This is a genomic window from Streptosporangium brasiliense, assembly GCF_030811595.1.
In the GTDB taxonomy this organism is placed as follows: Bacteria; Actinomycetota; Actinomycetes; order Streptosporangiales; family Streptosporangiaceae; genus Streptosporangium; species Streptosporangium brasiliense.
In genome coordinates this window covers 6,799,327-6,817,434 of the sequence record NZ_JAUSRB010000002.1, presented here as the reverse complement: position 1 = coordinate 6,817,434, position 18,108 = coordinate 6,799,327, and the positions used below count along the sequence as shown (strand labels likewise).

The window sequence follows — 18,108 nt, the reverse complement described above, 5'->3', positions numbered from 1 at the left end:
CCGGTGGCACCTCTTTTGGAATCATCGACACCGACCGGTGAAGATCTCGGCGAGGAATGAGTCACTATGACCGACCCCCTACGCGACGGCGACCCGGCTCACATCGGCTCCTACCGGCTACACGCAAGGCTCGGCGGGGGCGGGATGGGAGAGGTGTTCCTGGGCCGCTCCCCGGGTGGGCGCCTGGTCGCCGTCAAAGTGGTGCGCCCGGAGCTGGCCGGCAACAGCGACTTCTTGCGCCGCTTCGCTTCCGAGGTGGACGCCGCCCGCAAGGTCGGCGGGTTCTATACCGCCCAGGTCGTGGACGCCGACACCGACGCCGTCCGGCCATGGCTGGCCACCGCCTACATCCCCGGCCCCTCCCTGCACCAAGCCGTCGATGAGCACGGGCCGCTCCCTGTGGAGTCGGCCGCGGTGCTCGGCGCCGGGCTGGCCGAAGGACTCGCCGCCGTGCACGCCTGCGGGATGGTGCACCGCGACCTCAAACCCGGCAACGTCATCCTTGCTGAGGACGGGCCCCGCCTGATCGACTTCGGCATCGCCCGCGCCCTGGACGCCACCAGCCACACCCAGACCTCCACCGTGCTGGGCACCGCCGCGTTCATGTCCCCCGAACAGGCCATGGCCCGAGAGGTCGGGCCGCCCTCGGACGTGTTCTCGCTCGGCTGCGTGCTCGCCTTCACCGTGACCGGCCGCAGCCCCTTCGGAACGGGGCCCGTCCACGCGGTCGTCTTCCGCGTGGCGCACGCCGACCCCGATCTTCAGGGAGTGCCCGCCCCCCTGGCCGCCCTGGTGGCGGCCTGCCTGGCCAAGGACCCCGCCGCCCGGCCCAGCCTGGAGCAGGTGCTGACCCAGCTCACCGCGCTCGCTTCGCCTGACCAGGGGCGGTGGCTGCCTGAGGCGCTCACCCAGGTCATCGCCGACCGCCGGACCCTGGCGCTGACCGCCCTGCACGATCCGGCCACCGGGATTGACGGTGGCGGCCCCCGAATGATGTTCGCTACCCCCACCATGTGCACGTTCCAGACGTTCAACACCGGGAACTACCTGACGGCGGTCGGCGATGGAGGCCAGACAGGAGACGTGATCCACACCGACGCCACCGTGGCGCGCTCGTGGGAGCGGTTCACGCTCGTCGACGCGGGCGATGGCGTGAACTTCGGGATCAAGACGGTGACCGGTCATTTCCTCACGGCGGTCGGCGGTGGGGGCCGGACCACCGATGTCATCCACAGTGACGCCACGCTCCTGCAGGCATGGGAGAAGTTCGCCCTGATCCCGCAGGGCGGCGACGTGTACGCGATCCGGACCATCACCGGTCATTTCCTCACGGCGGTCGGCGGTGGGGGCCGGACCACCGATGTCATCCACAGTGACGCGACCCTGGTGCAGTCGTGGGAGAAGTTCCGCGTACGGTGCAACCTCACGGTCGTGCCCAACGTGGCGGGTCGCGACCGGGCGGGCGCGGAAAGCGCCATCATCGCGGCTGGCCTGAGAGTCGGCTCCACCACGTTGCTCAACACGTGCATCCGGGAGGAAGGGACCGTGCTGTCCACCACTCCGAGCACCGGGACCACGGTCACGCGGGGCACGTCGGTGGGTCTCAGGGTGGCCAGCGGCGAGGACAGTCAGGGTAATCCCTGCGAACTCCAGTAAGACTCGGGAACCAGTAAGCCCCGGGGGCCGGCGTCCTGCTCCCGAGCGTGTCCCCAGCCCCAAGGTAGATCGGCCGCCGCAGGTCAGGACCTTGGCGTTCCGCTCTGACCCACCTGTTCCGAGGCCGGCTTTCGGCATGGTCCGGCGGCTCGTTTACCGGGACCGGATTGGCGGGCCGCACCATCTCATCGCGCTGACCTGCGGTTGCGCCGTCTGGGAGACCGGGCAGAACCCAGATTCTGCCGGGTCACCGGCCCAGATGGCGGCTGGGGACACGTTCGGGAGCGGAGGGCCTTTCCGGGATTGAGGAACGTCCGGCCGCACCCGCCCCCGGCAAGGGCCCCGGCCCCGACGGGGTGCGAGGTTGGCCGGATCTGGACACCGTTCCGTATGGAGCGCGCCACGAACGCACGCCATCGCCAAGGTCACCGAGGTTCTGGCACCCCGTCACCGTACTCACTGACTGCGCACGTCAGCACCCAAATGACGGCTGGTGACAGCCGCCTTGACGGCACCCCCAGTTGGTCTCAGAGGTTCGAGTTTCTCGGCTCCACTCCGGCAAATCTACCCATTTACATTCTCGGCTATCCGGTAAAAACTCCGGCAAAAGGATGCCGTTGGATCATCAACACGAAGACGGCGACAAGGTAAGCGGCGCAGGGAAGGGGATGGCATCAAGTGACACAACCAGACGAGAGCGTAATGATCAAGAGCCTCGGCTCGACCTACTGGCGCTGGAAGCAATACCAGGAAAAGACCCTCTGGTGCTGGAACGCGACAACGATCAGCATCGCCAACTCCTACGCCAACGCGCAGGTTTGGACCCAGTGCGGATTCGCCGCCGCGGTCCTCAACAGGGACGACTCCCGGCTTGCCGACCAGCGGCCGTTCCGCTGCTGCCCAGGTGGGGACTTACGCGGGGACTGCAACCAGGGCTGGTGGCCGGATTTCGGGCCGCTGCAGCAGGCCGGGATTCAGGTCCCGGTCGCCGACGGTGACAGGTATTCCGTTGACGCGAGCTGGGTGGTCGACAAGTGGGTGGAGGTCAGAAGGCTCAAAGAGCTGACGAAGAACGAGGTCAAGGCAGAGATAGACGCCGGACGCCCGATCATGATGAACATCGGCTGGGGTGGCGGCCTGTCCGGCCACATCGTCAACATCTGGGGCTACAGCTACCGCCCGGCGACCGGTGAACTGGTGCACGTATGGGTGCATGACCCATGGGAGGACACTCACGGGACATACGCGGGCACGGAGAACGATCCCATCATGTGGGTCGCATGGGAGACGCTCTTCGGCGGTTACCCGGGCGGCCCGAACGGCACCTGGAACAGGACCTTCAAGACTCGGCGCAACTAGCCTCAGGGAGCTGCACAATGCCGTTGAACACGCCTGAACCTCCGGGACGGATTCGCGACGAAACGCGCTCCCATCTCGGCCAGATCGCCAGAGCCAGTGGAGAGGGCCCGAAACTGCTGGGCGAGATCGCCCCGGACGATGTGGAGGTGTCCACCCCGCACCGGGTGTTCGCGCTGCTCGTGCGAGACATCGAGGCCGGCGGTGGCCTGGAGAGGGCGCAGCCGGTGGGCTGGCGATTCCTGTTGGAGTCCGGCGGCAAGGTGCTCGCCGGCGCCGAAGTCTCCGAAACGCCGGAGCGCACCTTCCCGCCGACGTTCTACAGAGGCTCATCCGTTGGAGCCACCGCGACCGCGGTCAAAGCCGCACGAGCCCTGCCGCAGCTCCAACTGGCCGGATTCGACCTCCGACTCCTGCGGATCCCCGAGCTCTACCAGATGGCCCTGTGGTTGCACTCGCCCAACACCGACCTGCTCATACCGCTGGCCCCCTCCCCGATCGGGCGCGAGGGCCAGGTCACACCACCACCGGTGTTCTTCCGAGAGCTCACCGCCCGTGCCCAGGACTACCGGGCTCACCAGCCCCGCGACCGGGAGCCGACCTGACGCCATCCGCCCGCCCTTCCTGGAGGTGATCGCGCAAGACCGCCGGTCGGGCTGAGCTGCTCGGGGAAGCGGGGGTGACTTCATCGTCGCCCCGCTCCCAAGGCCGTAGTGCCCGCGCACATCATTCCTCAGCTCTGGCCGCACACCGCCAACCAACTGGCCATGTTCGCCCTCGCGGTACGCCAGCGCGCGACCGGCGTGAAGCGATCGGCCAGGTGGTGCGGACCATCGGGGTTGAGGAACGGTGGAACAGCCGTTGGCGGTGAGAAAGATCTTGTTTCTCGTTGTGGCGGTGAGCTGGTCGAATGGGAAGGGCCAGGCGGTCAGGGACTGCTGACGCGAGGGCATGGCCCTGGGAATCACCGCCCCGATGCCCTGCACAGCATTCCGCGACCTGCGACGCAGCGGCTTACCGCCAATGACTGTTCCGCTGTTCCTCGACCCCGGTTCCCGCGCTAGCAGGTCGCGCGCACGCGCGTGGAGGTGCCAAAAAACTCCCCGGACATGCCGAAGGCCCCCGCCGCTCCGCTGGATGATCCAGAGGTGCGGGGGGCCTTCGTGCATGTTGGCCTTCGAGGAGGCTGGGTGCAGAAATTAGCGGTAGCGACCTGCGGTTTTTTCGCCTGTTAGCGGTCCATGATGGCCCGGAACTCCTACAGCTCCGGCTAGCCGCCAGTCAGTTGATCAGTGGGTACGACGGCGAGGTGCCAGAACCTCGGTGACCTTGGCGATGGCCTCAGCGCCCGGTTTGACGTAGCGCAGGGCGGTGCGGGGGTTCTTGTGCCGGGTCTTGCCCATGATGAGCTGCAGCGGGACTTCGGCCTCGCCGAGGTGGGTGGCAGCGCTATGGCGCAGCTGGTGCAGGTCGAGGCCGGCGTAGGTGTCGAGCAGGACGCGGGCGCGGTCGTAGCCGAGGCGGGCGCGGCCGGTGTGCGGGCAGATGTCGGCGGCCGCCGGCCGCCGGGCGGGGACGGGACGGCGTTCGGACAAGAACAGCGGGCCGTGCGTGCGCGTGCTGCCATCCGACAGGCGCAGTAGGCGAGGCAGCAGGTGGGCGGTGCCGCTGTCCCAGTACACCCATTCGATGGCGCCGCCCTTGGAGCGGACGGGGGCGCGGCGGTGCTCCATGTCCAAGTCCTCGACATTGAGAGCGAGGATCTCGGCGGCCCGGGCTGCGGTCTCGTACAGCATCCGCCACAGCGTCTTCTCCCGCAGCGGGATGTCACGGCGCGACAGCAACCGGTGGATGGTGGACTTGGCCACGGCGCGGGTCTCGTCGGCGGTTTCCTTGCGACGTTCGGCGTCGGCTGGGACCGATGGGGCGGCCCAGTGCTTCTTGGTCTGGCACCAGGTCAGCCAGGAGGTGACGGCGGCGCGGTTGCGGTTCCAGGTCGCCGGCGCGCATCGGCCCCACAGCTCGGTGAGCGCGGCGCCGATCTCAGCGTCGGCGACGTCGGCGAGCGGCCGGTCGCAGCCGAGCCGCGCGGTAACGCGGTCGATGGCCGAGGCGTAGGCGCGGTGGGTGTTGGGGTTGGCGGTGCGCGCCGTGGCGAGGAAGTCGTCGGCGGCCGCGGCCAGCGTGACGTGCCCGCCGCGCAGGGCGGAGATCTTCGGTGCGGCGCTCATGCCGGCCGCCGGGCGACGTCCGCCGCGATGCACCGGATCGAGATGTACCGGATAACGTGCCGGAGTCGCGTACCGTCCCGGCAAGAGGTTCTCCTGGTCGCCGCGCCGCCATGATCGCTCATGTACGCGATAAAGGCCACTATCACGTACATGGAGGCTCGCGCGAAAGGGAAGCATGGGGCTTTCGGTTTCGCCTTTTATCGAATATCGTCGATTGACGATGGATGAGATGAAGGAGCCGCTGCCGCGCGCGGAGGCCGAAGAGTACGCGAGCTGGTTCAAGGCCCTGGCCGACGCCACTCGCATCCAGATCGTGTCGCTGCTGGCCCGACGGCGCGCGCCGATGAGCGTGGGTGAGATCGTGGCCGCGTCCGGGGTGGGGCAGTCCACGGTGTCGCACCATTTGAAGATCCTGGCCGAGGTGCGGTTCGTGCTCGTCGAGCGGCAGGGCACGTCCAGCCTGTACCGGATCAACGAGAACTGCGTGAGCTGTTTCCCGACCGCCGCGGACGTGGTGATGGGCAACCCCGTGCCGGCCGCGCCCACCTGCGAGTGAAGGAGCGTCGCCATGGCGCACGATGAGATCATCGACCGCTACTCGGCCCTGGCCCGTGCCGCGGACGCCGGCCGGACGGTCGCCGACTGCGGGCAGGAGGCGTTCGAGCAGGGCGGCTTCGGCGCGGCCGGCTACGACGACCTGACCGTGCTCCCCGAGGGGGCAGTGCGGGCCAGCCTGGGATGCGGCAACCCGGTCGCCGTCGCCGAGCTGCGCCACGGCGAGACGGTGCTCGACCTCGGCTCCGGTGGCGGCATCGACGTGCTGCTGTCCGCCCGCCGCGTCGGCCCGTCCGGCACCGTCTTCGGCCTGGACGCCAGCCCTGCCATGGTGGAACTGGCCCAGCGCAACGCCGCACAGGCGGGCGCGTCCAACGTGCAGTTCCTGCACGGCACGATCGAAGCGATCCCGCTGCCCGGCCACACGGTCGACGTGGTCATCTCCAACTGCGTGATCAACCTGTCCGACGACAAGGCCGCAGTGCTGGCCGAGGCGTTCCGGGTACTACGGCCCGGCGGCCGGTTCGGCGTCAGCGACGTCGTCACCGCGCAGGCGCTCGACGAGCAGGCGCGGCAGCAGGCCGAGCAGCGCATCGGCTGCGCGGCCGGATCGCTCACCGTGCAGGAGTACCGGGACCTGCTGACCGAGGCCGGCTTCGTCCAGATCGCCATCACGCTGACCGCCGATCACGGCGACGGGGTGCACTCGGCCATCGTCCAGGCCGTCAAGCCCGCCATCGGACCCGGCCTGGAGATCCGGCCGATGCGCGAGAGCGACGCCGAGCAGGTGCTGGCCATCTACCAGGCCGGGCTGGACACCGGCCAGGCCAGCTTCGAGACCACAGCGCCCAGCTGGGAGGGCTTCACCGCGAGCCGGCTGCCGCACCTGCGGTATGTGGCGACCGACGCCGCCTCCGGCGAGGTGCTCGGCTGGGTGACCGCCACGGCGGTCTCGTCTCGTCCGGTGTATGCGGGCGTGGTCGAGCACAGCATCTACGTCCACCCCGGCTGCCAGGCCCACGGCATCGGCCGGGCGCTGCTGGCGGCGTTCATCGCCGCCGCCGAGGACGCCGGCGTGTGGACGATCCAGTCGGGCGTGTTCGGCGAGAACGCCGCGAGCCTGAGCCTGCACCAGGCGCTCGGTTTCCGCGTCGTGGGCACCCGCGAGCGCGTCGGCCGCCACCACGGCGTCTGGCGCGACGTGCTGCTGATCGAACGCCGCAGCGCTGTGGTCGGCGCCTGAGCCCGCGAGGCCGCTGTTGGCCCGGCGTTCACCTGCACGACATCGACGGCTGCCAATATCGATAAATATCGAAATCGACAGCCGTCGATATGAGCGACGCCGCCGGAGCCCTTCATGGACAGCACCTACCGCCACGCTGATCTGACCGTCGATCAGCAGCACGCCCTGCTCACCGCAGCCCGCGCCCTCGGCGAGGAGTTCACCGGCACCTTCGGCACCGAGACCATCGAGCGGTTCCTGCACACCAGCTACGACCAGTTCGCCGGCCGCGCCGTCATCGCCAACTACCTGCCCCTGCTGGCCGAGCGGTTCGCCCGCCAGCGGCTGCGCGCGCTGGCCCGCGTCGAGGGCAAGGACAACGCCGGCGTGCCGATCGTGCTGTTCTTGTGCGTGCACAACGCCGGCCGCTCGCAGATGGCGCTCGGCTTCTTCACTCACCTGGCCGGGCAGCGCGCGCTCGGCTGGTCCGGCGGCACCGAGCCCGGCGAGCTGATCAACCCGGCCGTCGTGGAGGTGATGCACGAGCGCGGCATCGACATCACCGGCGAGTTCCCCAAGCCGTGGACGAGCGAGATCGTCCAGGCCGCCGACGTGGTGGTCACCATGGGCTGCGGCGACGCCTGCCCGGTCTACCCGGGCAAGCACTACCTGGACTGGGACCTGGACGACCCCGACGGCAAGACGCCGGAGCAGATCCGCTCGATCCGCGACGACATCGAGCGCCGGGTCCGCGCCCTGCTGTCCGACATCGGCGTCCCGGCCGGCTGAGAGCAAGCTCACGTACCGGGCAGGCAGAGGCAGATGTCAATATAGACATACACCTATTTCGACGAGCATCTATATGGAAGGGCAGTGGATGGAACTGCTGGAGATCCTGGAGTGCAGCCCGCCGCTGACCCGGCAGCCCCTGGACGCCGAGCAGGCGGCCGGGGTGGCGCGGGTGTTCAAGGCGCTGGGCGATCCGGTACGGCTGCGCATCCTGTCGATCGTGGCCAGCCGCGCCGGCGGCGAGGTGTGCGTGTGCGACATCACCGACGCCTTCGAGCTGTCCCAGCCGACCATCAGCCACCACCTGAAGGTGCTCAAGGAGGTCGGGCTGCTCACCTCGGAGCGGCGCGCCTCCTGGGTGTACTACCGACTGGTGCCCGAGACGCTGGGCGAGCTGTCGGCGCTGCTGACCCTGCCCACTGGTGGGCCCACCAGTGGGCCCGCAAGTGAGGCGGCTGCTGCAGCTGCGGTGTCGCGGTGATGGCGGCACGACCTGCACAGGCCACCGCGCCATCGGCAGGCGTGATCGGCGCGCTGTCGGTGCTGGATCGGTTCCTGCCGGTGTGGATCATCGCGGCCATGGGCGTGGGGCTGCTGCTCGGGCGTCTGGTGCCCAGCCTGGACACCGCGCTGGACGCCGTCAAGATCGGCGAGATCTCGCTGCCGATCGCGCTCGGCCTGCTGCTGATGATGTATCCGGTGCTGGCCAAGGTTCGCTACGACCGCTTGGGCACCGTCACCGGCGACCGCCGCCTGCTGCTCTCCTCGCTGCTGCTCAACTGGGTGCTCGGCCCGGCGCTGATGTTCGCGCTGGCCTGGATCTTCCTGCCCGACCTGCCCGAGTACCGCACCGGCCTGATCATCGTCGGGCTCGCCCGGTGCATCGCCATGGTGCTCATCTGGAACGACCTGGCCTGCGGCAACCGGGAAGCCGCCGCCGTCCTGGTCGCGCTCAACTCCGTCTTCCAGGTGATCGCTTTCGGCGCGCTGGGCTGGTTCTACCTGCAGGTGCTGCCCGGATGGCTCGGCCTGCCGCAGTCGGCGCTGGAGGTGTCGGCCTTCGACATCGCCTTCTACGTGCTGGTCTTCCTCGGCATCCCCCTGGCCGCGGGCTACGCCTCACGCAAGCTGGGCGAACGCGCCCGCGGCCGCGGCTGGTACGAGCAGCGCTTCCTGCCACGCATCGGCCCCATCGCCCTGTACGGCCTGCTGTTCACCATCGTCATCCTGTTCGCCCTGCAAGGCCACACCATCACCTCCCAGCCCGGCGACGTGGCCCGCATCGCCCTGCCGCTGCTGGCCTACTTCGCGCTCATGTGGGGCGGCGGCTTCCTGACCGGCAAGGCGATCGGCCTGCCCTACGACAAGACGACCACGCTCGCCTTCACCGCCGCCGGCAACAACTTCGAACTGGCCATCGCCGTGGCGGTCGGCGTCTTCGGCGTCACCTCCGGCCAGGCCCTCGCGGGCGTGGTCGGACCGCTCATCGAGGTCCCCGTCCTGGTCGCCCTGGTCTACGTCAGCCTGGCCGGGCGCCGCCTGTTCACCAAGGAGCCCGTACGTGCCTGACAAGCCCAGCGTCCTGTTCGTCTGCGTGCACAACGCCGGACGCTCCCAGATGGCCGCCGGCTGGCTCACTCATCTGGCCGGCGACCGCATCGAGGTCCGCTCCGCCGGATCCGCGCCCGCCGACCAGATCAACCCCGTCGCCGTCGAGGCCATGCGCGAGATTGGCATCGACATCACCACCGCCCAGCCCAAGATCCTCACCACCGAGGCCGTCCAGGCCAGCGACGTGGTCATCACCATGGGCTGCGGCGACGCCTGCCCCATCTTCCCCGGCAAGCGCTACGAGGACTGGAAACTCGACGACCCCGCAGGCCAAGGCATCGAAGCCGTCCGCCCCATCCGGGATGAGATCCGCTCTCGCATCGAGAAGCTGCTCAGCGAGGTGCTGCCCGGCTGAGCGCCTGCGCTGAACGACGGCGATGGCCGCCTCCCCTGGCAGGAGGCGGCCATCGCCCGTTTCACGCCGGTACGGACGGCAATCGGCTGGCTACCCTGTCGGGATGCAGATCCGCAGCCAGGTCCTCAGACTGATAGCCACCCCGCACACGGACACCCGCTTCCACGGAGCCTGCCTGCCCCAGTCCATCCAGGCAGCCACCGGCTGCCGATCACACGAGGCGTGGGAGGCGTTATGGGGACTGCTTGCCGACGGCCTGATCTACCTGGACCCCGAACGCCAACCGGCCAGTGACAACTGGCGATGGAAACTCCGAGCGAGGCCGTAGGGCGGTCGGGGGCGGGCCATGGGAACCCTACGACCCCGAAGGCTACCTACGCCGGCTGCGCCGCCAGGTTCCGGACTTGCATCCGATCGCCTACCAGTACATGCAGGAGGCCCTGCAGTCCTTCAACGCGGGCTGCTACCTGGCCTGCTCGGTGATGCTCGGAGTCGCGGCCGAGCAGGTCTTCCTCGGCGTGGCCGAGGCCATGGTCGCCGCGCTGGGCAGCTCGGCCGAGAAGCTGCGCAAGGAACTGGACAACCCCAAGAGCTCCCAGAACGCGCGCTTTCAGGCGCTGCGCGCCCGGCTGGAGCCGATGCGGCACACGCTGCCCGACGATCTGGGTGACAACCTGACCATGGACGCGGTGGCCGACCTGCTCAGGATCACCCGCAACGAGGCCGGCCATCCCCGCGGGCGAGCCGTCGATGAGGACACCGCCTACACCCACCTGCAGTTGGCCGCCCGCTACCTAGGCAAGATGACCGCCCTGACCGAACACTTCACCCAGCAGGCCACTGCCTCGTCACCCAGCGCCGGCACCTGAGCACAGCGGCTGCACCCGGGTGGCGCCACCGGCGAGGTGATCAGGCCGGCGCCTGGGCGGCCAGCAGTCCTACGGTGGCCACCAGAAGGCGGGCAGCGGCCAGCAGCGTGTCTGCCTGCACGCGCTCAGGCGTCTCGGCGGGCGTCTGGTAGCCGGGCATGCCCATGCCGATGCCGACCGCGGCCAGCCCAGCCGCGGCGTAACGGCGGTTGTCGGAGGCCATGGCGCCGGCCCGCAGCGGCACGCCGGTCAGGCGGGCGGCCTGGTCCAGCGTGGCCAGCAGGGCGTGGGCGGGGCCGCCCGCCTCGACGGCGGCGGCCTGGTGCAGCTGCGCGGCACCGTCGAGGTTGATCACCAACGTGTCGGGCGGCAGGGTGGAGGCGTGGTGGGCCGAGCCCCACGCGCCCGCCTCCTCCGCGTCCAGGAAGGCCACCGTCAGCTCCAGCACCCTGGACGGCGCAGCGGCGGCCAGCACGCGGGCGGTTTCCAGGACCGCGGCCACCCCGGAGGCGTTGTCGGCGGCTGCGGGCAGGCGCCGGTCGGGATCGTCGCCGACGCCGTCGTAGTGCGCGCTCAGCAGTACCCGCAGCCCGGCCTGCCCGCCGTGAGCGGTGCCGCCTCGGCGTCCGTCGGCCGGGTTGTAGGCCCCGGTGCTCGCCTCGGCACCGGTCTCGGTGCCAGGAAGGCGCGGGAAGCCGGCGTAGACGTTGCGGCCTCGGGTGGCGATCTGGCGCAACGGCATCGAGCCGGTCACCTGAACCGGGCCACCGTCGAGTGCTTCGGTCAGGCGCCGGTGGACCTCGGGATGCACGCCGATGATGGGCACCGCGCGGGCAGGCGGCCCGGCGATCATCTTGGGCATCCAGCCATCGGCGTCGGTGCTGCGCACGGTCAGCACTCCGACCGCGCCCTGCGCCTCGGCCAGCTCGCACGCCCGCCCCCAGTTCGCGGCCTCGGCCAGCACCCACCGCTCGCGCAGCCCCGCCGCAGTACCGGCCGCAGAGCCGGTCTCGGGGACCTTGACCAGGAGCGCGGAGCGCGGGTGCGCCAGGTCGGCGGAGGCCAGGTGCTCGACGAAGTCGCGGCGGTGCTCCAGGCGCTGCGTCTGCCCGGCGCTGCTCCAGTCGAGCATCGGTGTCGCGTACAGCTCGCGCACGTCGGCGACGTCGAACTCCGACAGGTGCACCTGGGCGCCCAGCTCGCCGAGTTGCTCGGCCAGCCAGGTCGCGGCGGCGCGGCCGCCGGACGTGCCCACGCGTCGCCCGGCGTACCGGTCGCCGGCCAGCTCACACACCGTGGCGTGCATGCGGGTGGCCGACACCGCCCCCACCAAGGGGGCCAGGTCCGGCCCGCCCTGACCCCCCTGGTGGCGCTCGGATGCGGTGCTGGTCATCCGCAGCACCCGGCGGCCTTGTGAACGCCGTCCTGAACACCGGCCTGGGGAGCGGCCGGAGCCGGGGCCTGGCCACAGCAACCGCTCTGGGCTGCCTGCTCGGCGGCGGCCGGGCTGCCGCAGCAGGCCGTCGCCGCAGCCGCCGGCTCCGTGCCCTGCCCGGCGACGCCGGACGCCTCGCCGGCGGAGGCGGAGGGGGCGCCGCAGCAGCTTCCGGCTGCGGGCGGGGTGAAGGCTTCTTCCAGGTCGCCGAGGAAGCCGCCGGTCGCTGCAGAGTTCGTCATGTGTGTCTCCCTACCGAGCAGGAGGAGCGATCCGCCTGCGCTCGGAACAATTAGATGGATGTCTAAGCAGATGTACGATCTCACGCTGATTCGATAGACGTCAAGATAGATATAGATCGAATCAACGGGGGTGGGTGTCCGTATGGGAGCGGGGAGCCGGCATACCGGCGGTGCTTGATGGGCGCCGCCGATCAAGGAGACCGGCTGCGGGAGCTGGAACGAGGCGTGGTCACCACGGCGGCGCGGAGCAGCGCCCAGATACCGCGCCCGTTCCCGCTGCTGGCGGTGTCCCTGGTGCCGGACCTGCCCGGCGACATGATCGTGGATGGGGCCGCCGTGGACCGGATCCGCAGGCAGGCCGAGCACGAGGTCGTCATGCTGGGCGCCTACACCCCCACCTTCCAGGAGGTGAGCGTCGGCCATCGCCGCATCATCGCCGAGTCCGGGGCGGGTACAGCGCAGGCTGTGCGGGCCGAACTGCACACCGACGGCGCAGGCACCTTCGCCTTGCATCCGCAGGCCATCTACCCCTCCTCCGGCGAGGAGGTCAAGGTCGGGATCGTGGACGCCGAGATCGCCTCGCGGACGGTGAGCGCGTTGCGCTTTCTGGCCCGGCACGCACGCGACCGGGCCGGTGCCACCGGGTCGGCGCTGCTGCGCCTCATGCTGGTCTCGGACCTGTCCCTGCACCCGGCCGTGCAGCCCAAGCTTCACAGCGAGGAATGGCCCTACAACGATCCCCGCCACGGCAGATATGCCGTCGATCTGCTGACTCCCACCAAGATCGCAGGCGCTCCTCGCGCGTGGGGAGCACGGGGCGTCAGGCTGGCCCATGGCGAATCGGTGGCCTGGCTGGATGATCTGGCCGACAACGGCCCTGCCCTGGTAAAAGCGGCCGCCCATCTGGTCGGCGACCTGTTGCAGGTGTACGGGGTCGCGGAGAACGCGCAGCTGCGACGCGATGGAAGCCTCAGCCCGTATGCGTGGGGGGCGGATTGGCGGACCGTCGAACGCTGGGTGCAGCAGTCGGGCATCCCGGTGAGCGGCGAAGGTTAGCTGGCGCCGCCGCGGTCGTGCACCTGCTCGACGAGCGTGGCCACGGCCTCCTTGGCCGTCCGGCCGGCGCCGATGAGGGTGGCCGAGGCGGGCCCGGTCCAGTCGCCGTAGCCGAGCAGATGCAGGCGGGGTTCGCCCACCGCCTGGGTGCCGCGGGTGGGGATGAGCCCGTCCGGGCCGCGCAGCCGCAGCGGAGCCAGGTGGCCGAGCGCGGGGCGGAAGCCGGTGCACCACAGGATCACATCGCACGCCACCGTGCTGCCGTCGGCCCACGCCACCCCGTCGGGAGTGATGCGGGTGAACATGGGCTCGGCCTTGAGCACGCCCCGGTCGCGGGCCTCGCGCACGGGCGGGACGGCGACGATGTCGCCCAGGTCGGCGATGCCCTCGGCCTGCCGGCCCGCTTGGACGGCGCGGTGGCGGCGGGTGGCCAGGTCGAACAGGGCGCGGCCGTCGATGTCGTCCGGCAGCAGGCGTGGCGGCCGCTGGGTTACCCAGGTGACCTCGGCGAGCGTGGACAGCTCGGCCAGGAGCTGGGCGGCGGAGTTGCCGCCGCCGACGATGACCACGCGCTTGCCGCGCAACGGTTCGGGGCCGCGGTAGCCGGCGGTGTGCAGGTGCTCGCCGCCGAAGTCGCGCATGCCGGGGTAGTGCGGGATGTAGGGGCGCCACCAGGTGCCGGTGGCGCTGATCACGCTCTTGGCCTGCCAGGTGCCGTGGCCGGTCTCGACCAGGAGGTGGCCGTCGCCGCGCCGGACGGCGTTCACGGTCACCGGGCGCAGCACCGGCAGCTCGTAGCGGCGTTCGTAGTCGGTCAGGTAGGTTACGACCTCGGCCGCGCTCGGGTAGCCGCCGTCCGGCGGGATGGGCATCATGCGGCCGGGCAGCGAGCTGTACTGGGCCGGTGAGAACAGGCGCAGGCTGTCCCAGGCGTGCCGCCACGCGCCGCCGGCGCCGTCCTGGGCGTCGAGGATGACGAAGTCGGCCTTCGTGCGGCGCAGATAGTAGCCGGCGGCCAGGCCCGCCTGCCCGCCGCCGATCACCAGGACGTCGACGGGCCGGGGGGCGGCCGTCATGCGGGCAGCAGCTCCAGCTCGGTGCGTCCCGCGGCAGGCTGGGGAGCGGGTCCAGGAGCGGACTCGGTGAGCGGGGCGAACAGCGCGCCGAGCCGGTTCACCGCCTCGGGGACGATGCGGTAGTAGACCCAGGTGCCGCGCCGCTCACCGTCGATCAGACCCGCCGTGCGCAGCACCTTGAGGTGGTGGGAGATGGTGGGGGCGGTCAGGTCGAAGGTACCGGTCAGGTCGCACACGCAGGCCTCGCCGCCGGCGTGGGAGCCGATCATCGACAGCAGACGCAGCCGTACCGGGTCGGCGACCGCCTTGAGCATGACGGCGAGCTCGGCGGCAGCGTCCTCGGCCAGCGGTTCGCGGGCGATCGGGGCGCAGCACTGGCCGGTCGGGACGGTCATGACAACCCCTCCTGATTAGAAGCCTGTCGAAATTATAGGCGGTGGTAGGCCAGCAGCGCGAACGCGGCGATCCCGCAGACGGCGGCGACCGCGCTCATCACCCAGCCGTAGCCGACGGCTTGGGCGAGGGCGACCGCGCCGAGCGGGGCCAGCGCCTTGTCGGCGACGGAGAAGATTGTGATGCGGCCGGCCAGCGAGGCGTAGGCGGTGGTGCCGTACCGGCCGACCAGCAGGTGCGGAAGGGTGATCGAGGCGATGCCGAAGCCGAGCCCGAACAGCAGCACCGCGCCGATCGCGCCCGCCACGCTGCGGCCGATCAGGGGCAGCAGCAGGACGGCCACGCCTTGCAGGGCGAAGATGGCGGCGGCGATGAGCGCGGCGGGCAGCCGGGTCTGCAGGCCGGTGGTGATCAGCCGTCCGGTCACCGACAGCACGCCCAGCAGCCCGGCCAGCGTGGCGGCCAGCACGGGCGGGTGGCCCAGCTGGATCAGGTAGGTGATGAGCAGGACCGCCACGGTCGCGACCGCGCCGCCGTTGGCGGTGAAGGCGATCATCAGCAGCCAGAACGGCCGCCGGCGGGTGGCCGCCTTGACGATGGCGGCGCGCTCCTGCGCCGCGTCGGACGCCTGTGTGCTCGCCGGACGGGCGCGGCGGCGCAGCACGAGGGCGTGCAGCGGGATCGCCGCCGTCCCGTAGATCAGGGCCAGGATCACCAGCGCCGTACGCCAGCCGTACCGGTCGACGAGCAGGCCGGTCAGCGGCAGGAAGATCGAGGAGGCGAACCCGGCCACGATGGTCAGCGCCAGCAGCCCGTTCGCCCGGCCGCGCTCGTTGCCGGCGTAGAGGGAGACGATGACGGCGAAGGCGGCCTCGTACAGCACCAGGGAGCAGGCGACGCCGACGAGCGCGAACACCGCGTACAGCTGCGGCAGGCTCTCCACGCGCGACCAGGCCAGCACCGCAGCGGTGCCCAGCAGCGAGCCGACCGTCATCAGGGCGCGACCGCCGCGGGCGTCCAGCAGGCGGCCGACCAGCGGCGCGCACAGGGCGGCGATCAGGATGGACAGGGTGAGCGCCGCGGCGATCTGCGTGTTGGTTGCGTGCAGGTCGCGGGCCATGGGAGCGAGGAAGACGGAGAAGGCGTAGTAGAGCACGCCGTAGCCGATGGTTTGGGTGACGGCCAGCGCCGCGACGACTGGCCGGCCGTGCCGCCGACGTGGCTGAGCGCCGTCCCCGAGGGCGGGGACGGCGCTCGAAGCGGGGGCGCTCACTCGCACTCGCCGGGACAGGCGATGAGCTGCCTGCCGGTTGCCGTCGTGGCCCAGGCGCCGCCCGCGGTTTCGGTGATGAAGCCCTGGGCGTGCAGGCGCCAGGCCAGGGTGCCCGCCATCCGGGTGATCGCGCGGGCGTAGCCGGGGTTGGTGCTCGGCCGCCGGGCCCGCAGGAGGTGGCGGCCCAGGCGTTCGGTCTCCAGTCGCCCGTGGTGGCAGATGAGGCGTAGCGCCTCCTTCTGTGCGGCGGTGGGGTAGCCGTCGGACATCAGGGGTGTTCCTTTCAGCCGCAGCAGCTGCCGCCGGACTCGCCGCCGGCACCGGCCGGGGCGCTGACGGTGGCGAGGGGGAGCGGGGCCGACAGCAGGCCGCCGCTGATGCCGGTGGCCAGGCCGACCCGCTGCTCCTGGGCCTCGGCCAGGTTGGAGGAGCACACGCCGGTCTCGGGCAGGTCGAGCTGAACGTCGCGGGCCGCCTCCCAGTCCCCGGCGATCGCCGCCACGACCGAGCGGACCTGCTCGTAACCGGTGGCCATGAGGAACGTCGGCGCGCGGCCGTAGCTCTTGACGCCGACCGCGTAGTAGCCGGGCTCGGGGTGGGCGAGTTCGCCGACGCCGTGGGCAGGGACGGTGCCGCAGGAGTGCTGGTTGGGGTCGATCAGCGGGGCCAGGGCACGGGTGGAGCCGAGCACCGGGTCGAGGTCGAGCCGGAGTTCGGAGGCGATGGAGTGATCGGGGCGGTAGCCGGTGGCCGAGACGATCCGGTCCACGGTGACGCTCTGCTCTCGGCCGGACGGGTCGCGGCTGATCACCTCGACGCCCTGGCCGGTGGCGTTGACGCGGTGGGTGAAGAAGCCGGTCAGCAACTGGATGCGGCCGGAGGTGACGTGGGCGCGCAGCCGAGTGCCGAGCGCGCCGCGGGCCGGCAGCGCGTCGGCGTCGCCGCCGCCGTAGGTGCGGGTGGCGTTGCCGGCGCGGATCGCCCAGGTGATCGGGGTGTCGTCCAGTTGGGCCAGGGCGAGCAGCGTGGTGGCGGCGGAGTGGCCGGCGCCGACGACCAGCACCCGCTTGCCCTCGTAGTGGTCGCGGTCGGCGCCGAGCACGTCGGGCAGGGCGTGGTCGACGAACACCTCGTGCTCGCCGTGGGCGGGCAGGCCGCTCGCGCCGAGCACGTTCGGGCTGGTGTAGGTGCCGGACGCGTCGATGATCGCTCGGGCCTGCAGCTCGGTGCCGTCGGCCAGGCGGATCAGGAACGGGGCCTGGTCGCGGCCGGCGGTGCGGACCCGGTCGTAGCCGAGACGGCTGATCGCGGTCACCTTCGCGCCGAGCCGTACCCGGTCGCCGAACAGCTTGGCCAGCGGCGCCAGATAGCCGTCGATGAGTTCGGCGCCGGTCGGCAGCCAGTCGGCGTCCGGAGCCGTCCAGCCGTCGGCCTCCAGCAGGCGGCGGGCGGCGGCGTCGATGTTGTACTTCCAGGGGCTGAACACCCGCACGTGCCCCCACTGCGCCACCGAGGCGGCGACGCAGTCACCGGCCTCCAGGACCGTGAAGTCGACGCCGCGTTCGGCCAGGTGGGCGGCGGCGGCCAGCCCGACCGGGCCGGCGCCGATCACGACCACGGGCAGGTCATCCCATCGCCCTGAGGTGGCCTGCTGAGGGGTGGCGGTGTGTTCGATCGCGATCGGCGTGGGGCCGCAGCAACTGTCACTCATAACTGCTCTCCAGGTGGCGAAATGGGTTAGAGGTGGATCAGCGGAAAAGCGGGAACGCGGCGTAGGCGCGGGCGCGCTCGATGGCGGCCTCGGCGCGGCACTCGATGTCGCACACCCGTGAGGTGGCCTCGTCGAAGGTGATATTCGCCCGCTCGGTGGCCGGGCGGTGTCGTCGGGTGAACAGAGCGCGCATCGCGCACCCCCTTGAATAGAAATTCATCTAAGCAGGAGTCATCATGCGCCACTGCTTAGATGGAAGTCAAATCAACTCGCAGTCT

General features: G+C 70.7%; 21 protein-coding genes. 12 read left to right on the top strand and 9 right to left on the bottom strand.

The annotated features are described in order from the left end of the window. Positions 1-66 precede the first annotated feature (66 nt). The 3 genes from J2S55_RS39835 (at position 67) to J2S55_RS39825 (ending at position 3,617) form a co-directional block, all read left to right on the top strand. Entirely contained in the window at positions 67-1,656 is a 1,590-nt protein-coding gene (locus tag J2S55_RS39835) for a protein kinase domain-containing protein (RefSeq protein ID WP_306871933.1), read from the top strand. A gap of 702 nt (positions 1,657-2,358) precedes the next feature. Beyond that, on the top strand, positions 2,359-3,015 hold the full coding sequence (locus tag J2S55_RS39830; RefSeq protein WP_306871931.1) for a C39 family peptidase: 657 nt from the start codon (positions 2,359-2,361) through the stop codon (positions 3,013-3,015). 17 nt (positions 3,016-3,032) lie between these two features. Next, positions 3,033-3,617, top strand: coding sequence for a hypothetical protein (locus tag J2S55_RS39825; protein ID WP_306871929.1), 585 nt, complete (start codon positions 3,033-3,035; stop codon positions 3,615-3,617). Positions 3,618-4,301: 684 nt separating this feature from the next. Here J2S55_RS39825 and J2S55_RS39820 read toward each other — a convergent pair. Then, positions 4,302-5,243: a tyrosine-type recombinase/integrase gene (locus J2S55_RS39820; protein WP_306871926.1), complete on the bottom strand. Its 942-nt coding sequence runs from the start codon at positions 5,241-5,243 to the stop codon at positions 4,302-4,304. A gap of 220 nt (positions 5,244-5,463) precedes the next feature. Between J2S55_RS39820 and J2S55_RS39815 the strand changes: the two genes are divergently transcribed. The 8 genes from J2S55_RS39815 (at position 5,464) to J2S55_RS39780 (ending at position 10,644) form a co-directional block, all read left to right on the top strand. Continuing rightward, complete coding sequence (locus J2S55_RS39815) at positions 5,464-5,799, top strand: ArsR/SmtB family transcription factor (RefSeq protein WP_306871924.1); 336 nt, start codon at positions 5,464-5,466, stop codon at positions 5,797-5,799. Between the two features lie 12 nt (positions 5,800-5,811). Beyond that, positions 5,812-7,041, top strand: a complete 1,230-nt coding sequence (gene arsM / locus J2S55_RS39810; protein WP_306871922.1) for an arsenite methyltransferase — start codon at positions 5,812-5,814, stop codon at positions 7,039-7,041. 114 nt (positions 7,042-7,155) lie between these two features. Then, positions 7,156-7,809, top strand: coding sequence for an arsenate reductase ArsC (locus J2S55_RS39805; RefSeq protein WP_306871920.1), 654 nt, complete (start codon positions 7,156-7,158; stop codon positions 7,807-7,809). A gap of 88 nt (positions 7,810-7,897) precedes the next feature. After that, on the top strand, positions 7,898-8,290 hold the full coding sequence (locus J2S55_RS39800; protein ID WP_306875777.1) for an ArsR/SmtB family transcription factor: 393 nt from the start codon (positions 7,898-7,900) through the stop codon (positions 8,288-8,290). Further along, positions 8,290-9,378: an ACR3 family arsenite efflux transporter gene (gene arsB, locus J2S55_RS39795; RefSeq protein WP_306871918.1), complete on the top strand. Its 1,089-nt coding sequence runs from the start codon at positions 8,290-8,292 to the stop codon at positions 9,376-9,378. Before J2S55_RS39800 ends, arsB begins: the two co-directional genes overlap by 1 nt. Beyond that, a complete protein-coding gene (locus J2S55_RS39790) occupies positions 9,371-9,775 on the top strand; it encodes an arsenate reductase ArsC (protein WP_306871915.1) in 405 nt (134 codons plus the stop codon). The genes arsB and J2S55_RS39790 overlap by 8 nt, the downstream gene beginning before the upstream one ends. Before the next feature lie 103 nt (positions 9,776-9,878). Then, on the top strand, positions 9,879-10,103 hold the full coding sequence (locus tag J2S55_RS39785) for a hypothetical protein (RefSeq protein WP_306871912.1): 225 nt from the start codon (positions 9,879-9,881) through the stop codon (positions 10,101-10,103). Positions 10,104-10,179: 76 nt separating this feature from the next. Next, complete coding sequence (locus J2S55_RS39780) at positions 10,180-10,644, top strand: hypothetical protein (RefSeq protein WP_306871909.1); 465 nt, start codon at positions 10,180-10,182, stop codon at positions 10,642-10,644. A 40-nt stretch (positions 10,645-10,684) separates the two neighbouring features. Here the strand turns inward: J2S55_RS39780 and J2S55_RS39775 are convergent, their stop codons facing one another. Both J2S55_RS39775 and J2S55_RS39770 read right to left on the bottom strand, forming a co-directional pair. Further along, positions 10,685-12,037 (bottom strand): M28 family metallopeptidase, encoded by a 1,353-nt coding sequence (locus tag J2S55_RS39775; protein WP_306871907.1) that lies wholly within the window; start codon positions 12,035-12,037, stop codon positions 10,685-10,687. After that, positions 12,034-12,321 carry a hypothetical protein gene (locus J2S55_RS39770; RefSeq protein WP_306871905.1) on the bottom strand — a complete coding sequence of 96 codons (288 nt, stop codon included), beginning with the start codon at positions 12,319-12,321 and terminating at the stop codon, positions 12,034-12,036. Before J2S55_RS39770 ends, J2S55_RS39775 begins: the two co-directional genes overlap by 4 nt. A gap of 177 nt (positions 12,322-12,498) precedes the next feature. Between J2S55_RS39770 and J2S55_RS39765 the strand changes: the two genes are divergently transcribed. Further along, complete coding sequence (locus tag J2S55_RS39765; RefSeq protein ID WP_306871903.1) at positions 12,499-13,377, top strand: hypothetical protein; 879 nt, start codon at positions 12,499-12,501, stop codon at positions 13,375-13,377. On the opposite strand, the gene J2S55_RS39760 is transcribed toward J2S55_RS39765, so the two are convergent. Genes J2S55_RS39760 through J2S55_RS39735 form a run of 6 tightly spaced genes read right to left on the bottom strand, consistent with a single transcriptional unit; the run spans position 13,374 to position 18,023 of the window. After that, the gene (locus J2S55_RS39760) at positions 13,374-14,453 is read right to left on the bottom strand and encodes an ArsO family NAD(P)H-dependent flavin-containing monooxygenase (protein WP_306871900.1); all 1,080 of its coding nucleotides are present in this window, start codon (positions 14,451-14,453) and stop codon (positions 13,374-13,376) included. The two genes, J2S55_RS39765 and J2S55_RS39760, sit on opposite strands and share 4 nt — an antisense overlap. Then, a complete protein-coding gene (locus tag J2S55_RS39755; protein WP_306871897.1) occupies positions 14,450-14,848 on the bottom strand; it encodes an ArsR/SmtB family transcription factor in 399 nt (132 codons plus the stop codon). Before J2S55_RS39755 ends, J2S55_RS39760 begins: the two co-directional genes overlap by 4 nt. A gap of 32 nt (positions 14,849-14,880) precedes the next feature. Then, a complete protein-coding gene (locus J2S55_RS39750) occupies positions 14,881-16,119 on the bottom strand; it encodes an MFS transporter (protein WP_306871894.1) in 1,239 nt (412 codons plus the stop codon). Beyond that, positions 16,116-16,388: a hypothetical protein gene (locus J2S55_RS39745; RefSeq protein ID WP_306871891.1), complete on the bottom strand. Its 273-nt coding sequence runs from the start codon at positions 16,386-16,388 to the stop codon at positions 16,116-16,118. The genes J2S55_RS39750 and J2S55_RS39745 overlap by 4 nt, the downstream gene beginning before the upstream one ends. 14 nt (positions 16,389-16,402) lie before the next feature. Next, the gene (locus J2S55_RS39740; RefSeq protein WP_306871889.1) at positions 16,403-17,830 is read right to left on the bottom strand and encodes an FAD-dependent oxidoreductase; all 1,428 of its coding nucleotides are present in this window, start codon (positions 17,828-17,830) and stop codon (positions 16,403-16,405) included. A gap of 37 nt (positions 17,831-17,867) precedes the next feature. Next, the gene (locus J2S55_RS39735) at positions 17,868-18,023 is read right to left on the bottom strand and encodes a hypothetical protein (protein ID WP_306871887.1); all 156 of its coding nucleotides are present in this window, start codon (positions 18,021-18,023) and stop codon (positions 17,868-17,870) included. Positions 18,024-18,108 lie beyond the last annotated feature (85 nt).

Excerpts from the sequence above, each read along its gene's own strand:
- J2S55_RS39835 (WP_306871933.1), top strand. The coding sequence starts at position 67 with ATGACCGACCCCCTACGCGACGGCGACCCGGCTCACATCGGCTCCTAC.
- J2S55_RS39830 (WP_306871931.1), top strand. The coding sequence starts at position 2,359 with ATGATCAAGAGCCTCGGCTCGACCTACTGGCGCTGGAAGCAATACCAG.
- J2S55_RS39825 (WP_306871929.1), top strand. The coding sequence starts at position 3,033 with ATGCCGTTGAACACGCCTGAACCTCCGGGACGGATTCGCGACGAAACG.
- J2S55_RS39820 (WP_306871926.1), bottom strand. The coding sequence starts at position 5,243 with ATGAGCGCCGCACCGAAGATCTCCGCCCTGCGCGGCGGGCACGTCACG.
- J2S55_RS39815 (WP_306871924.1), top strand. The coding sequence starts at position 5,464 with ATGGATGAGATGAAGGAGCCGCTGCCGCGCGCGGAGGCCGAAGAGTAC.
- arsM (WP_306871922.1), top strand. The coding sequence starts at position 5,812 with ATGGCGCACGATGAGATCATCGACCGCTACTCGGCCCTGGCCCGTGCC.
- J2S55_RS39805 (WP_306871920.1), top strand. The coding sequence starts at position 7,156 with ATGGACAGCACCTACCGCCACGCTGATCTGACCGTCGATCAGCAGCAC.
- J2S55_RS39800 (WP_306875777.1), top strand. The coding sequence starts at position 7,898 with ATGGAACTGCTGGAGATCCTGGAGTGCAGCCCGCCGCTGACCCGGCAG.
- arsB (WP_306871918.1), top strand. The coding sequence starts at position 8,290 with ATGGCGGCACGACCTGCACAGGCCACCGCGCCATCGGCAGGCGTGATC.
- J2S55_RS39785 (WP_306871912.1), top strand. The coding sequence starts at position 9,879 with ATGCAGATCCGCAGCCAGGTCCTCAGACTGATAGCCACCCCGCACACG.
- J2S55_RS39775 (WP_306871907.1), bottom strand. The coding sequence starts at position 12,037 with ATGACCAGCACCGCATCCGAGCGCCACCAGGGGGGTCAGGGCGGGCCG.
- J2S55_RS39770 (WP_306871905.1), bottom strand. The coding sequence starts at position 12,321 with ATGACGAACTCTGCAGCGACCGGCGGCTTCCTCGGCGACCTGGAAGAA.
- J2S55_RS39765 (WP_306871903.1), top strand. The coding sequence starts at position 12,499 with ATGGGCGCCGCCGATCAAGGAGACCGGCTGCGGGAGCTGGAACGAGGC.
- J2S55_RS39760 (WP_306871900.1), bottom strand. The coding sequence starts at position 14,453 with ATGACGGCCGCCCCCCGGCCCGTCGACGTCCTGGTGATCGGCGGCGGG.
- J2S55_RS39755 (WP_306871897.1), bottom strand. The coding sequence starts at position 14,848 with ATGACCGTCCCGACCGGCCAGTGCTGCGCCCCGATCGCCCGCGAACCG.
- J2S55_RS39745 (WP_306871891.1), bottom strand. The coding sequence starts at position 16,388 with ATGTCCGACGGCTACCCCACCGCCGCACAGAAGGAGGCGCTACGCCTC.
- J2S55_RS39740 (WP_306871889.1), bottom strand. The coding sequence starts at position 17,830 with ATGAGTGACAGTTGCTGCGGCCCCACGCCGATCGCGATCGAACACACC.
- J2S55_RS39735 (WP_306871887.1), bottom strand. The coding sequence starts at position 18,023 with ATGCGCGCTCTGTTCACCCGACGACACCGCCCGGCCACCGAGCGGGCG.